The organism is Pandoraea bronchicola, assembly GCF_902459805.1.
Lineage (GTDB): Bacteria > Pseudomonadota > Gammaproteobacteria > Burkholderiales > Burkholderiaceae > Pandoraea > Pandoraea bronchicola.
The window spans coordinates 722,150-736,929 of the sequence record NZ_CABPST010000002.1; the positions used below are offsets into that span (position 1 = coordinate 722,150).

Below are 14,780 nucleotides of genomic sequence, written 5' to 3' on the forward strand. Positions count from 1 at the left end.
CCACGAACCGCTATCTGCAGTGACCCGAGAATGGACGGCCCCGCTTTGCTCAAGCGGGCACCGAAGATGAGCGACATTCGCTATGGTGCGGATTGGGATGAGTGGTGGGAGAAGCCGAGGGACAGTAGCTGCCTGCAACAGAGATAGCAATCACGTGCGCACTCAACATGAAACGATTGTGCGGCGCGCAATCTAAAGCGGTCGAACTGTTGCGTCCAGCATGACGGGCCTATCAGTAATCCCAGTCGTAGCGGATGCGCCCATTGGACGTCACGTGGTTGCACGACATCTCAGTGGTCGAATTAGGCTCGACGGTCCAGCGCTTTCGCTGAGGGTCGCCTTCACAGAAGTAGTTTAAATAGATCTTGAAGTCGCACCGGTTCTTCAGACTGTAACGGGTGGAGTATTTGTCTTTACTGATCTGATCCAAGCTCCCGCACTGACGTTGCCGAAGCGCACGCTCGGCGTCAGTTGCTGCCGAAGCGGAGAATGCACTTAATACGATGACCAGCGGGGCTGCGGACAGAATCCTGCTCATGATCTCACCTCATATCGACGAAGGTGCTGCGGGGTTTATTGCGTGAGAAACGTTTCGGAACTGAAACATCTGGAGCCTAATAGCCGCAAGCCCGCTGGTATCGCTTGAGTACGGCCAGTAGCTCGTCGGCATCGCGATAGGCAACGGGAAGCTCAAACCGGCGGTGGTACTCTGTGTCTTTTTTGCCCTGGAACACAGGGATACAATCCGAACCGTCGCGACAGGAAACGAGAACTACTGCAGTAGGCGTGCCCCATGAACTCGTTCGCTTGTCCGGGTAGTAATCGATTCCGTCGAACGTCACGTCGCTGAAACGAATTACGGACCGGTACCTACCTAGGATGCCCTCCCAATAAAGGCCCATCCCAGAGCAATTCGGCTTGCTCGCCTCAATCAAATAGACGAGATCAACCATCTGCTCGGCATCGTTGCCCTGTGCGTATCCACCCTGGAGTGGTAATGCCAGTGCTCCAAGCGCTGCGGCGCGCATCAACCAACCTGGATATTCCATAGTGACCTCCGATACTCCGGCCCATCTATGAAGCAGGCTTCGTGCCAATGCCAGCCTAGCGAGGCCCCCGAAGCCCTCTCGCCCCCCCGGGAGAAAATGAGGAGCACAAAACGTGTCAAATTTGAAATAGGAGGGACAGTCGGCCCGATCTGTCGCACTTAGTTCGCGCGACCGGCCACGCCAATGCAAAGGTTGTCCGCTTTGACGGCACTGACTAGTTCGCTTATTTTTGCATCAACGAGTCATAACTGCGCTCGCAGGCAAGTCCTGCGATGTGGGCAGCGTCAGCGAATTGCGCCAGCTTCCCCGCTCGTTCATCAGCGCGGCTGAGCACGTCGGCAAGCACTCCGATGGGGTCACCGGCTGGCGCGCTGGCGCTGGCAGCGGTGGAATTTCTGGCGGCAACGATATAGCCGGCAAGTTGCTTGCGCAGCCCGGCAGAATCAGCAGCATTGGCAAGAGCATCAGCCGTTGCCTTGTCAGCAGCTTTTTTTGCATCTTTGATGACTCCTGCTTGGGTTTCCACACGTTGGCGGTAGGTGTCTCGGTCGGCCGTCAGATCTCGGATTTGCTTCGCCTGGTCGGATACTGTTGCCGACTGGTCAGCGTCGTGATGCCCCTTCCAGTAGCCGCCGCCGGCCGAGAGCACAACGGCGAGAAGGAATGCGCCCCATACGCGCGGATCGATCCAACTCACATCGCACCTTCCGCCTTCACGTACTGAGCAAGCAACGGCTCGAGCGCATGCTCGACCTGCCCATACCCGGCACCGGGGAGACTGGCCCAGATGTTCCGGCACTTCGAGATGGCGGACGCGATATTCCCTGCCTTGATGTCGGCCAGCGCGCCGCGCTCGCGGATCTGCTGGATCGCGATCTTGTCCTGGCTGACAGGAGAGAAGTCCGTAAGCCCGAGTTGCTGCTTGTAGACATCGAAGTAGCGCGACAGAAGTTGGTAGCGCCCGGCGGCCGTTGACCACACGTTGAAGCGCTTGATCCACACGGACTTGCGGGGATGGTCGGCATAGCTTGCGAACAGGCCTCCGCCCACGATCACGTTGTATCCGTCGTCCGATCCCGAAATGCGAGACGTGAATTCAGACCACGCGAGCATGTCGAGAAACGCACACACGTTCAATCCACCGGCCGTTGCCGGATCAATTCGAGCCATGTTGTCGCTCCTTGTTTGCCCAGTACGCCTTCCGGGCCATCAGCCACACGCCGACAATCGCCATCCCGACGAGCATCAGGACTTCGGGGCCGTCGATCGCGTGGCGCATCCAGAACGGTTTGAACAGGTTGCCGGCGGAAGCCAGACCGATGGCGACGAAGCCCGTCGTTCCCCAAAAGCCCGTCGCGATCGCATCACTCAGCGTCACCCAAATGCATGCGCCGAGAACGACGACGTTAGCGGCAAAGAACACCGATACCCAGATCATTTTTCGAGCCCTCCGGAGAGTCGCCGCTTGAGAGCCCCGATCAGGTCGGCATCGTTGATTTCCTTGAACACTTCCTTTGCAAGCGCCAGGCCGAACAGCCCCATCAAGAACCCGAACGCCTGCTGAGCGCCGGCATCCGTGATCGCGAAATACATCACGACCAACGGACTGAGGTAGTAGGACATCGCCGCGCCGGCCGCGAACGACATCGCTTTTTGTTTCTTCGTCAGCCCTTCGCCGATGAATCGGAGCGCAATCAGCGATCCGATGGCGCCGGGTAACACCTTCACCACCACAGCCAATGCGGCCGCCGCTGCGCTTGATGTGGGTTCTGCCATTGGCTTGTCCTTTGGGCGACCCCGCGCCCCGCTCAGGAAATAAAAAAGCCGCCCAGATAGGCGGCTTACGTTCTCGATCAATGACCGGAGGTGCTACATGAACTTCGACTTCTTAGCATGTCTCGGCGTAGCTATCGCGGTCGCTCCAATTGGCGTTGTCGCGGCGTTCTCTACGCTGCGAAATTCCTGCTCAGTAGCCGGTCACGTCTATAACCATAAAAGTTGCTCCCAATGACCCAGCGGCGTCATAGTCCCCCAAGCTAGAATCAGCCCCGAGTCTGCCCACGGAATAGTCAAATATCGCTGTCGCCCCTGACATTCGGCAGCCAACCACGCGATTCGAAATCATCGCTTGAGCTGAACCACGGCCATCTCTATCCCAGAAATCCTGCTGCTCAATTTGAGCGACGGCATAGGTCCTCGAAGAGTCATACGTTCGCGAAGTTGCCCACGGCATAGGCCATCCGGTATTGTCCATATACGGAGGCGGCAGCACCGATGGATCTGGCGAATAAACCTGCACGAAGTCCGTCACGCGCGAATATTGCAGATCGCTATCAAACGTCTTTTGACCAGCGGCATTGAACAGCTGGAGAATTCCGTTTCCACCAACGAGGCTCGCCGGAGCGAAGATGTAGTACGAGACGGAGACAGGTGTGTTGGACGACAAGAAGAAGTACATCGTCCCGCCAGATCGCCACTGATACTTCATAGCGACGTTGCCGGCTGAACGAAATGCCATAAAGCACTCGCCCGATCCGGGGTCGGGGCAACTCACCACCACACCGCAGCCTTGCGTCATACCCCCGCTGTAGTGATCGAACTGGTTATTTGCTCCCAGAAACGAGGTGCTCGCAGTGCCTTTCGTGACAATGGCGTAGCTTGCGAAATTGTCATCGATCAGCACTGAACCGGAGTCATTGATTACCTCGATAAGCGCCATCAATACTCCCCGTAATACACCGTTACAGTCGCCCCACTTGGGCTGTATACCGCATAGCTCACGACGTTTCCGCTGCTGCGCAAAGACACTACAGTTCCGACCGCGCTACCGCTGACATTTGAGAAGGCCCACACACGGCAGTTGGCGTTTGAGACTGGTACGGAGAACGACCCGCTGCCGGTCACGGCAACCTGGCCGATCTTTCTCGACAATCGTTTCGAAAGATCGAGCTGCAACGAGCCGTCGGGGTTATAGAGTTCAAATACCGGCATTCAAACCTGCATGCGGATGCGTAGCGTTCCGTTAGAGTCGTACCACTTCGAACTGTTGTTGGTTTCAACCCGTCTACCACTCCCGCCTACGCCGTTGTTCTCGTAGCTTCCGGACTTGTCCAAACGCCATCCCAACAGACCAGCGCTGTAGTTGTTCGACTGAATGTAATCGCCGATCATGGCGTTCGTGATCCAGCCAGTGCCGATGAATGCCTGGTTGATGAACGTCTGACCGCCTTGAATCACGAAAGGCGTGCTGGTCTGGCCGTTGATCAGATTCAGGAAAGCGAACCGGTCAGCGAGGAAGAGGATTTGCGACTGCGTCGGTCCAGTCTCGTTGCTGACCCCGATGCCCATGCCAGCGCCGTAATACACGCCGTCGACCGTGGCTCCTACCTTGATCTGATATGAGGCCGAGACCTTCCCGTCGAGCGTCGCCATCGCCTGAGCGGTCGTCTGCACGAGTGCCGTGTTTTCGCCGATCGTCGCCTGCAACGTAGTCACTTGTTGCGCAACCGCTCGATCGCCGTCCTGAATCAGCGACTGCACCGAAAGCAGGCCGGCATAGATGTTGATCGACCCTGCGTAATCCTCGGTGCTGCCGGCAAACGGCGGCTGGATCGTTGCTATGGTCTCCAGCAAGTCCTGCGACAGCTGCGTCTCGCCGATCTTTCCATTCAGGTAGTCGAGGATCTCGGTTGCGTCTGCGCTGGATTGGCCCCGCACGCCACCACCGGCCGGATACCACGCACCGATGTTGCCGGACTTATCAATCAGTCGTGCCCAGAAATAGAACGTCGCGCCGGCCGCGAGGCCCATCATCGTGTGCGTGTTCTGTGGGAATGCGAAGTCAGCCAGCTTGATCGCCGTGAACAGGTCATTGGTCTGGCTGTACCAAACTTCCGTGCGCTCGACATCGAGCGGGCCCGTCGGAAAGCCCCAGTTGATCTGGATGCCGAAGACGATGCCAGTAGCAATGAGGCTCGTGACCGCGGGAGGCGGAGACGTCTTCCCGTTGAGCGTGGTTTCAACCGAATAGGCAGGAATGGAAGGGACGTCGAGGGCATTCAGCGCCGTCACACGGGCCACGTACTTACCAGCGTAGAGATTCGGCACCTCAAGACTCTGCGAGCCGGTACGCCCTGCCTTAACCCACTCGCCATTGTCTCGGCGCCACTCAACCTCGTATGCGACCGCCTTATCCGCTGGGGTCCATTTGATGACACCAGTTGTCGACGCAATGCCCTGCGCGATGACCGAATACGAATCCCAGACGACATCCTTGGCCGGCGGCTGCACGGACGGCGGGATGACGCTGATCGGCCTTTGCTGCAAACGCGTTCCGCTGTCGATGGCCGCGTACTTGTCGGGATTGTGCTGAATCGCATTCACGTCCCATTGCAGGCCATCGCCCTGCGAGATGCTAAGAACGCGGAACAATTGCGTCTTCAACTGGGCGCTCTCAACGACCCAAACCGCCTGCGGCTGCACGGCTTCCGTCCAGTTGGCTGTGACCGTGACTGTGTTGCCTACCACCGACTGCACGGTGCGCGTCTGCCGCGTTCCGCTCGGCAGGATGATCGTCAGCCCGTCGCCTTGAGCAATCTGCTCGACCTTGTCTAGAACGACCGTTGTTCCAGCCGCCGATTTGACTCGTCCGCCAATGCGCCGCCCTGCGCGCGAGCCGTCTGCGACGCTAATGACGCTGCCCGGCGACACCATTGCCTCTTCGAGCCCGATGGAGAACGAAACTGATTCGGTCTCTAGAATGCTGCTCTTCAACGTCCAGTGCCCAACACGCTGCGCTTGCCCTTGGCTGGTGCAGCCGAACGCCGTCGTCTCGGTCTGCTGAACACCATAACGAGCAATGCCGTCCTGATCTTCGACGTACTCTACCTTCGCCTTGTAGAAGTCGGACGGATCGTTCCATGTGACGAGAGCCACTGTCTTACGGGCCTTCCAGCTCGTACCTGTGTAGGTGAACTTCCCGTTGATGACGTTGGCGTTCGTGAAGCTGTAGACGGGATCGCCTGGCATGTCCGCTACGGCCACGACGTTACCGTTAGCCCAATACGCCATGCCGCGAAATACCGTCGCGAGATCCTGCAAGACCTTGTAGGCGTCGGAGCGCGCCTGCAAGTAGCAGTTGCAGGTAAAGCGAGGCTCTTGCCCCCCGTCGCCATTGTCAACCAGTTCGTCGCAATACTGCGCGATCTGATAGAGAGACCACTTGTCGACCTGCGCAGCATTCACGCGGTGGCCAAGGCCATATCGCGGGTGCAGCACCAGGTCGTAAAACACCCATGCCGGATTGTCCGTCCAAGCTGTCTTGAAGGTGCCATCCCACGATCCAACGTAAGCCCGCGTTTCCGGGTCATAGTTCGACGGCACGCGTATGATGCGCCCCTTCATGTCGAATGAACGGGTCGGAATGCTCTTGAACTGCTGTGCGTCTACCTGGATCCCGACCAGCGCGGTATTCGGGTAGCGAAGCTTTGCGTCTATGATCTCCGCGATGCTTTCAATGTTTGTCGTGTCAGCGATGGTGCTGCTGTTTGCGTTCGGCGTGATGCGGCGCACACGTACCGTCCAGCCCGATGCTGACGCTGGCAGATTGATACGATGGCTGCGCTCGTAAGTGGATGTCGTCTTTCCGTCGAATGCTGACGCCAGAACTTCCTGGAACGCACCGCCGGCGGTAGACAGATCGATCGCATACTCGACCCGATAGCCGGTGATATCACCGTTGCTTGTGTTCGCCTGTGACAGCGCAGGCACCGCCATCGTGATGCGGACGGCTGAAAGTTGCGGGTTGCTGATGGCCCTAACCCAGGGCGTAGTGGACGTTAGAGTAACGCCGACAGACGTTTCACTCTCGACCGCCGGAAACCCGGCGATGTATGTCTGGTCTTGCGTGCCGGTGCGCACGTCCACGCTGACGTTTTGAAAGTTCGCGGTGCCATCAGGATTGACTAGTGGCGTGCTATCGAGGAATACGCTCTGCATGCCATTGACCAACCCCACAACGTCACCCTCGGACGCCGCATCAAGCACCTTCGCGTATGCGATCGAGTGCAGGCTATCGGGACTTTCGGTCGAGGTACGACTCTCGCCACCGTCCTTCCCGCCCCCGCCGCCATAACCGATGATGTATTTCATGCGTCCCAGAAAATCAAAAACCCCGCACTAGGCGGGGTTTCAGTGGTTTCGATGCTGCTTATGCTTGGTCTTCTGCGTATATGCCGGCGGAGATAACAGCGCCGCCGATAATCATTCGCCCATACAACAACGGCACCGGGTTTCCCTGCGCCTGGGTGTTCACAGGGCCGTTGAAGTTATAGTTCGCCCCGTTGTCGGGACTGTCTTTCACGGAGAGGCCGACCTGCTGGGGAGACAAGAGCTGGACAATGCCGCCGAGCGCCATCGATGCCCCCATGAGTCCGACCGCGCCAGCACTGAGCGCTTTGACTCCAAACAGGCCTGCCTGCGGAACAAAAAAGGCGGCCGTTATAAGCGCCGCCCCCAGAAGTACGTTGAATAATCCGCCACGTTTCGCGCCGAGGATGAACGGCGCGATTCGCATCGATTCACTCCCCGGCGGAAGATCCAGCTCATCAGCTCCGAGATTTCGCTTGCCGGTGAAAACGGAGTATCCGACACCTTTACTCTTACTCGCGAGAAGCTCCGCCTTGAAACCAGGGACGATGACGCATAGCGCTCGTATCGCCTCGGCAGGGCTATCAACGGCGAGCCGGAACGATCTACCGAATTTCGCGCCGAGCGCACCGTAAAGTCTGATATCGCGAAGCTTCTCACTCATTCGTCACCTCTTTAGGCAATCGGACACTCCGGCAATAACGGCGGAATTTCCATACGGTAAGCGCACATGAAGTGCAACATCGGACCCACCACCAGAGCGCTTTGCCTCAAGAAGCGCGTGGTAGTACCCGGAATCACCAACCACCATCTCCACACCCGTTTCCGTCGGCGCGTAAGAAAAATCCACGTCCGACGCCTTCCAGCGACTAGAGACGCACGCCGCAAACTGCTCAGGTTTCATGCTCGTGTTCCCCCTCACTTCCGGAGTATTCGAGCGAAGATCGGACACGGTCGTACATGCCGCCAGCGCGACAAGCACAAGAGCGAAATATCGATTGAATTTCATAAGCACCCCGATTGACAGTCCATTCGAGGGCGATGTTACCCCATCAGGCTCTTGTGCCTCAGAACGCAACGCGTGATCTCCCGCCAGTACCCGCCGTACACCTCGCGCGTTGAGAGACGGCCGTGCATATGGTGAAGCATCAGGCCGTCACCGAGATAAACACCAGCGTGATTCGGCACTTCGGCCCGGCGCTGCATCAGGATCACATCGCCAGCCTTACTCGGCTCGTCCTGATTCAGGTGTTCGAAACCAGCTTTCGGATACCCCTCCATGTAGAGGTTCTCGCCCTTCGCCCACCAGTCGTCGCGGCGCGGGAAGTCGGGAAGCTCGATATTGAGTTCTCGGGCGTAGAAATCGCGAACGAGCGACCAGCAGTCGAGCACTCCATGCGCGAACGTGCGGCCAACAAGCGGCGCCTGATAACCACGCGGCTCGATCGTCCGAAAGTCGTCCGCCGGCCATGACAAGATGTGCCACGGCAAACCGGTCGCCTCGCAGCTCACCAGATCGGCCTCGCTGGGCGTTGCCGGGCCGTCGGGGTGCGAATGCACCACCGCGATAACATCTCCCGCATCCTCTGCAGCAGCGTAGTCCTGCGGGTCCATCACGAAGTGCTCGGTGCCCTGCGCGAGGTTCCGGCACCGCATATAACGCTCCCGACCTTTGGCGACGATCACGAGCCCACACGCTTCGCGCGGATAGTCCTCCGCTGCATGAGCGCGGATCGCTTCCAATGTTCTCTTGATCATCAGCTTGTGCGTACCAAGTCGGCGGCAGGAAAGCCGCCATACGGGAGTTCGTTGTTCTCGCCGAAGCGACACTTGCAGGATGAGACGCGACCTCCGCATTTATCCAGCGAAGGGTCGGCCACAGGGCTGTCGTTCTTGTCGAAGTGCGCCGAGCCCGTGTAACCGCAGTACGGGCCACGGTACCCTCCGATGGTCAGCCATACACAGACGTTCGCGATTATCTGCCGGCGCGGAAGCTGCTCACCGTTGAAGTCGAGAGCACTGGCAAGCTCGAACGTGACCGACTCGTTCGTCTCTTCCGTTTTTTGGTTGATGTACCAAAGCTCAGGAGGAAGCTGCTCTTCGGGGTCGGCTGTCGGATTGCCATCGGTGAAGTTGCGGGCGTCCAGATATTGGCCGAGGGTCCGCACGCGAGTGAGCTTCGCGCCGACCATATCGTTGAGGTATAGGCACAACGCCGTGATCGAACCGTCGACGTTGCCGACCGACAGCGTGGGCGTCGGCTGCTGCGTGTCGCCGCTGCGCGCGAATCCTTCTACCTCTATTGGCCACGGAGAGAACTCACTCCCCTGCCACCAGATCGAGCCAACTTGCGTGTGTCCGTGAAACCGAAGGATGTCGCCGCCCTGAGCCGTCGCATCCAACGCGAAGAGCTCGACCAGATTTCCAGGCTCAAGTGTCTGGATGTCTGCAAAGACACTCATATGCTTCCCTCAGCCGGCACCTCTATCGGCGGGGGAAAATACTCTCCGGCCCTGTATGTGTAACCGACGCTAACCGGCGAGTCGACCGGCAACTCAATTGCGCCTTCGAGTGGCTTACATTCAGATTCGCCATCCCAAATCACAACATTGACCACATTGCCACTCTCGACAATCGCATAGCGCGTCATCAACGATACTCCCAAACGATCACCACCCCTGGTGCGCCCGCACCTCCAGAAACACCAGAACCTATGTCGAGGATTGTCCCCCCACCGCCGCTTCCAAATCCCCGTGCAGCGGCTCCGGGAGATGTCCCGCGTCCCTGCAATCCGCCGCCGCCCATCATGCTCATGGCGCCAGGGGCGGAGATGAAGACTCCGATAGCGCCAACTCCATTGGCGGGCAGCCCCGGTTGACCCGGGGCATTCACGATATTCCCCCCGGTCGCAGCGCCTCCCGCGCCTCCACTCACAGCAATGACGGACGCCGGTCCATACGCCACCCCTCCGCCACCGCCGGCCGCTACAATTCCGGCGAACGAGCTGGCTCCACCAGTCCCCCCGGTTGCGCCGGTACCTGCCCCACCAGCGGCTCCAACGACGACGGCTGCACCACTGAAGCCCGATGTCATTCTGTGTTTGACGTACCCGCCCGCCCCGCCCGACCCACCGCCCGACACTTGCGTGCCCCCCGGTGATGTGGGGGCACCTCCCCCGGCACCTCCGGCGCCCTGAATTTCAACAACAATAGACGCTGTTCCAGTTGACGGCGTGTAGGTCCCACTTGACGTAAAAACTTGAAACCCCAAGAGTCGGCCCGGGAAAGAAAGGCCTGATACAGCGGCCGCTATAGCAGGTCCAATGGGATCCACAATGTTGAGTCCATCGGAATAAAGTACCGCCGTTTGCCCAGTCGGTATGACAATTCCAGTTCCGCTCGACGTTTGAAACGTCAGCGCCGCACCTGTAGCCCTATTCCGGACGGTGTATGGTTGCGGCGGCGATGCTGGCACCGTAACGATGCGCGGACCGGTCAGGACGCCGGTCAAGTCGATGATCCCATTCAATGCCTCATCGATCGACAGCGCGACCGTTCCCTCGGCACCGCTCACATCCTTAGACAGCTTGGCTTGAGCCCTCGTGTACAACTCATCGAAGTTCAAATTAACCTTCGTGAATCCAGAGCGGGCGGTATCGCCGTCGGTCCCGCCTGGGGGGGAGCCAATATTGATGGTCTGTTTCGTCATGTCAAGGAGCGAACGTCTGGTCGAATGTCGCTGTGATGGTGTAGATGCTGCCGTCCTTCACCGGATCGGAGTACTTCTCGCAAACGAACAGCGCCTGCGGGCGAAGAGAGGGCGTCCAGAAGAATGACTTCGCCCCCGCGTGGGCATCCAAGAACGCCAGAATTGCCGATATCTTTGCAGCGTCGCCCACGAAAGTCAGTTGATAGCTAGATCGCTGGTTGTTCAGTCCGTCGGCAACACGCTGCTCGTAGCCATCACCAAACTGAGCCTTTCGGACAGCAAACGTGGTGTCACCACTTGCGTCTGCGCGCGGCGACCAGATAAACGTGTCTGTCATCCGATTTGCCCATATTTCATCTGGAACGCATAGCCGCCTTGGCCGCGCATCTTCTTATCCATTCGCTGATCAACCAAGGACTGCACTGCCCTCTGTAGCCAGGCGGCGTCCTGCTTATCAAAACCGCCGCCACCGCGGCTGGCGTCGACGTTGACGCTCACTTGCGTGCTGCCGCCACGGCCAGAATCAGCGATCGTGCGCCCGACGTAGCCGCCCTCGGCGAACCGAGACATGCGATTGACGTTCGCCCCGTTGTTCAATTGGTTGAGCAGCGGTAGGCCGAGCCGGCTGACCGCACTCGCCTTCATGACGAACTCGCCATTTGACAGCCATGCTGGAATGCTGTCGCTGGTGCCCGAGCCGGGGCCGGAGATCAACCCACCGTCCGCCTTCGCCGCAAAGTTGTCAGTCAGGCTAAGGAAGTTGTCTAGCGAGTCACCTGGCAGTGCATTCGCTGTGGTAGCTGCCGCACCGGTGTTACCCCCGAAGTAGGCCCCAAGCAAAGACCCTCCGAGCGAGGCCAAATTGCCGAACAAGCCACTCATCGCCGCTTTCGCAGCCATCCGGCTCAAGTCGGCGATGATCGAGTTGGCGAGCGAAGTGAAACTGAGTTTCCCGGTCTGCGTGAACGTGGTCCACGCATCCTCCATCCCACTTGTCACGGTCCCGAACAGCGATTCGACCTGCTTCATCGTGTTAGACGCCGTGTCCATGTAGTTGGCGAAGCCCTGCGACACGCCATTCGTCCAGTCGCCCTGCATCTTCTTCAACTGACCGTAGTAATCGTCGTAGTCTTTAAGCGACTCGTCCAGAGCAGCCCGGAGCTTGGCTTGCTCGTCGCGATACTGCTCTCCACCGCGCAGCTCCACCGGCGTTCCTTCTTCGAGCTTCGCTTGCATCCGCTCGTACTCGCGGTAGATCGACTTCACGGCCTCCGCGCGCTTCTGGGCCTCCTGCCCCATACCCACAGCGTCTAATTGACGCTGGTATTGTTCGCGCTGTGACGATTGGAAGTTGGCGACCTGTGCATCGATCGAGGCAATGCGCTGGCTGAGCTTCGCTTGCTCTTCCTTCAGCTTGTTCTGACGCTCAAGGCCCGCGTTTTGCTTCAGGATGGCTTCGATCTGATCAGAAGCAGCAAGCAGCGACTTTTGGTCGGCCGTCAGCGTCTTCTTTTCCTTGATGTCTGCGATCTGCCGCTCGAACTTGACCAGCTTTTCTGCCTCCGGCCCCATCTTCGTGGTGGTGTCAAGTTGGGCCTGCAAAGCCGCCTGTGTTTCCTTTGCCTGCTGAATGAATCGCGTTGCCGCGTCGTCCGTGTAAGCCCTGGTGTGGTCCTTGGGTGCCTTAAACTGCTCTGCGTTGAACGCAATCTGCTTTTGCAGATCCCCCTGCAACTTCGCCTGCAGCGAAGGGGTAAGCGTGCCGGCGGCCTGCGCAGACTTGATCAGGGCATCCGTTCGGTCCTTCGCAGTCTTGTTGGCGTCGTTGAGCTTCTCTTGCCAGCCCCACGCCTTCTTCATGTCCTCGGTGTGCTGGCGCGTCAGGTCATCGAATAGCGCAACCGACTTCGTGTGCTCGTCGACCGCACGCTTCCCGTCGAGAATCGAGGTGCGGCGCGTTTCAAGTTGTTTGATCTCGGCGTCGATTGCTGGATTCGCACCGCCGCCGATGTTGTCCGGCGAAAGCTGCTGCGCGCGCAAGGCCGAAATACGGTCGGTGATCTGCGTAAGCTCATCATTTCCCTTACCGGTTGCTCCGCCGACGGTTCGCCAAAACCGTCGCCACGCGTCGCCGAGCGACTCATAGCTGATCGCCATCGCATGATTGTCTGCAACCACGGCAGACCGCGCTTTCGAACTTGCGTCGAGCACGTACTGACGCCACGCGCCCGCCTTGTCGCCCGATTGCTCGAGCGTCTTGATGTACTCGACTTGGGCATTCGACAGGTCATGGTGCGTCTCTGCCCAATGCTCGGCCGCCTTTCCCGCACTCCCATAAGACGCCGCGAACTGCTTCGCGACGTCAGCAACCGACTCGCCGGTGAACTTGGCATAGGCCGAAATCGACTCGGCAACGTCCTTCAGATCGGCGCCTGCAACAAAACCCGTTGCCGCCATCGCTTTCAACGAATCGCGTGCATCGGCCGTCGAAACGCCGAGGTCGTGGGAAATCACATCGGAATAGACGAGCAATGCGCCCTGCGACAGGTTTGCGTAGTTACTCGTCAGGACCATCGTCCGATTGAGTTCCTTTGACTCCTCATTGAGCGAGTGAATTGCGCTGCCGACGACGAATGTTGCCGCCGCGAGCGCACCAAGCCCGAGACCCAGCGGGCTTAGGATGATTTCCATCGCATTCATGCGCTCGCCCATCACCAGCAGCGATCCGCCGAAGTTTTTCCACTGGTCTTGCGATGCCTCATGCGCGAGCACGAGAAGCTCACGCTTTGCGCCAGCGGTGTGCAGGCCAAATTCATGAGTGTTCTGCGATGCCTTTGCGATCTGGTCGATCAGTGGCTTGACCGAATCGCCCAAGCCGAGATTTGCGGCGCGCATCTCCAGGATCTGTGCACGCGTCTTGCCAGCGGTGGCCGATGCCTTGTCGAGGCTGTCGGTGAACGCCTTGATCGCCCGACTGCTTGCCGTCGAACCGTTCTTGGCGGCGTCCGCGATCGCGTTCTGGGCGAGTTCGGTCCGCCGCGCCATGTCGGCCTGCGACGTCATGAAATCGTTGCTTGCCTTGCGGGCCTTTCCGATCTCAGCGACGTACCCGGACGAATCGGCCGCCAGCCGGACTGTCGTTTCGTTAGCCACGCGCAGCCTCCTTCGCCTTTTCCTGAATCACACCGATCATTGCCTTCACCGCCTCTTGTTTCTTAGCGTCGTAGCCGGGACGCAAGAACGGATGCGCCGCAGCCTTGGACGTGCCGTGCTCAACGAAATAGCCATAGAACGCGTCTTTCGACCAGGTAACGAGATACGTGGCCAGCTTTCCTTCGATCGAGTTCTCGCGGTCGTATGCGATCAGGATTGAGCGCTTGAGCGTGCCCGGCGTATGCTTGGTCCCCTTACGCTCGTACGCCTTGGCACCAACTGGCGCACGCAGACGAACCTCCTTGTGCACCACTCGGGCGCCAGCCACAGCCGCCTGACGCAGCGTCGATTCACTGCCTACCGTCTCCATGCGGTCGAGGTAGTCGCTGAGCGCCTTGGGGTTCTCGATGGTCGTCCGCTTTGCCACTAGCTGAACTCCCGAAAAGCGAGGCTCGGATCAGCGCCGTCTGCGCAGCCGGATCGTCGAGTAGAATCGGCTCGTCGTTACGGCCGGAATCATCAACAAGCCAAGGGATGACGTCCGAAGGCCCGAATGGCTCTGGTTGCCTCTTACGGTCCCGGTTCACGTTGTACGTCGCTGCTGCGATCACACCAGCGCGCAAGTCGTCAACCCGGGTTCCGAATGGCTCGATCTGATAGTAGGCGAGCCACTCGCCAAACTCCGCGCCGCTAACTTCCGCCTGGCAGCGTGCGACCGACATG

Annotated in this window: 16 protein-coding genes; all 16 read right to left on the minus strand. The window is 59.0% G+C overall.

What is annotated here, in order from left to right; genetic code table 11:
• Positions 1-232 precede the first annotated feature (232 nt).
• The gene (locus PBR20603_RS07365) at positions 233-538 is read right to left on the minus strand and encodes a hypothetical protein (protein WP_150558854.1); all 306 of its coding nucleotides are present in this window, start codon (positions 536-538) and stop codon (positions 233-235) included.
• Positions 539-614: 76 nt separating this feature from the next.
• Positions 615-1,049: a hypothetical protein gene (locus PBR20603_RS07370; protein ID WP_150558855.1), complete on the minus strand. Its 435-nt coding sequence runs from the start codon at positions 1,047-1,049 to the stop codon at positions 615-617.
• Positions 1,050-1,272: 223 nt separating this feature from the next.
• Complete coding sequence (locus PBR20603_RS07375; RefSeq protein WP_150558856.1) at positions 1,273-1,746, minus strand: DUF2514 family protein; 474 nt, start codon at positions 1,744-1,746, stop codon at positions 1,273-1,275.
• Positions 1,743-2,219, minus strand: a complete 477-nt coding sequence (locus PBR20603_RS07380) for a glycoside hydrolase family 24 protein (protein ID WP_150558857.1) — start codon at positions 2,217-2,219, stop codon at positions 1,743-1,745. Before PBR20603_RS07380 ends, PBR20603_RS07375 begins: the two co-directional genes overlap by 4 nt.
• Complete coding sequence (locus PBR20603_RS07385; RefSeq protein WP_246174449.1) at positions 2,206-2,487, minus strand: holin; 282 nt, start codon at positions 2,485-2,487, stop codon at positions 2,206-2,208. Before PBR20603_RS07385 ends, PBR20603_RS07380 begins: the two co-directional genes overlap by 14 nt.
• Entirely contained in the window at positions 2,484-2,825 is a 342-nt protein-coding gene (locus PBR20603_RS07390) for a holin (RefSeq protein ID WP_150558948.1), read from the minus strand. The genes PBR20603_RS07385 and PBR20603_RS07390 overlap by 4 nt, the downstream gene beginning before the upstream one ends.
• Before the next feature lie 190 nt (positions 2,826-3,015).
• Positions 3,016-3,768 carry a hypothetical protein gene (locus tag PBR20603_RS07395; RefSeq protein ID WP_150558858.1) on the minus strand — a complete coding sequence of 251 codons (753 nt, stop codon included), beginning with the start codon at positions 3,766-3,768 and terminating at the stop codon, positions 3,016-3,018.
• A gap of 272 nt (positions 3,769-4,040) precedes the next feature.
• Entirely contained in the window at positions 4,041-7,199 is a 3,159-nt protein-coding gene (locus PBR20603_RS07400) for a TipJ family phage tail tip protein (protein ID WP_150558859.1), read from the minus strand.
• 58 nt (positions 7,200-7,257) lie between these two features.
• The gene (locus tag PBR20603_RS07405; protein WP_150558860.1) at positions 7,258-7,860 is read right to left on the minus strand and encodes a tail assembly protein; all 603 of its coding nucleotides are present in this window, start codon (positions 7,858-7,860) and stop codon (positions 7,258-7,260) included.
• Positions 7,861-8,240: 380 nt separating this feature from the next.
• Positions 8,241-8,954, minus strand: a complete 714-nt coding sequence (locus tag PBR20603_RS07410) for a C40 family peptidase (protein WP_150558861.1) — start codon at positions 8,952-8,954, stop codon at positions 8,241-8,243.
• A complete protein-coding gene (locus PBR20603_RS07415) occupies positions 8,954-9,658 on the minus strand; it encodes a phage minor tail protein L (RefSeq protein WP_150558862.1) in 705 nt (234 codons plus the stop codon). Before PBR20603_RS07415 ends, PBR20603_RS07410 begins: the two co-directional genes overlap by 1 nt.
• 187 nt (positions 9,659-9,845) lie before the next feature.
• The gene (locus PBR20603_RS24655) at positions 9,846-10,904 is read right to left on the minus strand and encodes a glycine-rich domain-containing protein (protein ID WP_484549329.1); all 1,059 of its coding nucleotides are present in this window, start codon (positions 10,902-10,904) and stop codon (positions 9,846-9,848) included.
• 1 nt (position 10,905) lies between these two features.
• Entirely contained in the window at positions 10,906-11,241 is a 336-nt protein-coding gene (locus PBR20603_RS07420; protein ID WP_150558863.1) for a phage tail protein, read from the minus strand.
• A complete protein-coding gene (locus PBR20603_RS07425; RefSeq protein WP_150558864.1) occupies positions 11,238-14,057 on the minus strand; it encodes a phage tail tape measure protein in 2,820 nt (939 codons plus the stop codon). The genes PBR20603_RS07420 and PBR20603_RS07425 overlap by 4 nt, the downstream gene beginning before the upstream one ends.
• Positions 14,050-14,484 carry an HK97-gp10 family putative phage morphogenesis protein gene (locus PBR20603_RS07430; RefSeq protein ID WP_174977818.1) on the minus strand — a complete coding sequence of 145 codons (435 nt, stop codon included), beginning with the start codon at positions 14,482-14,484 and terminating at the stop codon, positions 14,050-14,052. The genes PBR20603_RS07425 and PBR20603_RS07430 overlap by 8 nt, the downstream gene beginning before the upstream one ends.
• Positions 14,408-14,779, minus strand: coding sequence for a phage tail assembly protein T (locus tag PBR20603_RS24555; protein ID WP_150558866.1), 372 nt, complete (start codon positions 14,777-14,779; stop codon positions 14,408-14,410). Before PBR20603_RS24555 ends, PBR20603_RS07430 begins: the two co-directional genes overlap by 77 nt.
• Position 14,780: the final 1 nt, after the last annotated feature.

What these genes read in the sequence shown, in the direction of transcription:
- PBR20603_RS07365 (WP_150558854.1), bottom strand. Translation starts at nt 538, where the DNA reads ATGAGCAGGATTCTGTCCGCAGCCCCGCTGGTCATCGTATTAAGTGCA.
- PBR20603_RS07370 (WP_150558855.1), bottom strand. Translation starts at nt 1,049, where the DNA reads ATGGAATATCCAGGTTGGTTGATGCGCGCCGCAGCGCTTGGAGCACTG.
- PBR20603_RS07380 (WP_150558857.1), bottom strand. Translation starts at nt 2,219, where the DNA reads ATGGCTCGAATTGATCCGGCAACGGCCGGTGGATTGAACGTGTGTGCG.
- PBR20603_RS07385 (WP_246174449.1), bottom strand. Translation starts at nt 2,487, where the DNA reads ATGATCTGGGTATCGGTGTTCTTTGCCGCTAACGTCGTCGTTCTCGGC.
- PBR20603_RS07390 (WP_150558948.1), bottom strand. Translation starts at nt 2,825, where the DNA reads ATGGCAGAACCCACATCAAGCGCAGCGGCGGCCGCATTGGCTGTGGTG.
- PBR20603_RS07395 (WP_150558858.1), bottom strand. Translation starts at nt 3,768, where the DNA reads ATGGCGCTTATCGAGGTAATCAATGACTCCGGTTCAGTGCTGATCGAT.
- PBR20603_RS07400 (WP_150558859.1), bottom strand. Translation starts at nt 7,199, where the DNA reads ATGAAATACATCATCGGTTATGGCGGCGGGGGCGGGAAGGACGGTGGC.
- PBR20603_RS07405 (WP_150558860.1), bottom strand. Translation starts at nt 7,860, where the DNA reads ATGAGTGAGAAGCTTCGCGATATCAGACTTTACGGTGCGCTCGGCGCG.
- PBR20603_RS07410 (WP_150558861.1), bottom strand. Translation starts at nt 8,954, where the DNA reads ATGATCAAGAGAACATTGGAAGCGATCCGCGCTCATGCAGCGGAGGAC.
- PBR20603_RS07415 (WP_150558862.1), bottom strand. Translation starts at nt 9,658, where the DNA reads ATGAGTGTCTTTGCAGACATCCAGACACTTGAGCCTGGAAATCTGGTC.
- PBR20603_RS24655 (WP_484549329.1), bottom strand. Translation starts at nt 10,904, where the DNA reads ATGACGAAACAGACCATCAATATTGGCTCCCCCCCAGGCGGGACCGAC.
- PBR20603_RS07420 (WP_150558863.1), bottom strand. Translation starts at nt 11,241, where the DNA reads ATGACAGACACGTTTATCTGGTCGCCGCGCGCAGACGCAAGTGGTGAC.
- PBR20603_RS24555 (WP_150558866.1), bottom strand. Translation starts at nt 14,779, where the DNA reads ATGTCGGTCGCACGCTGCCAGGCGGAAGTTAGCGGCGCGGAGTTTGGC.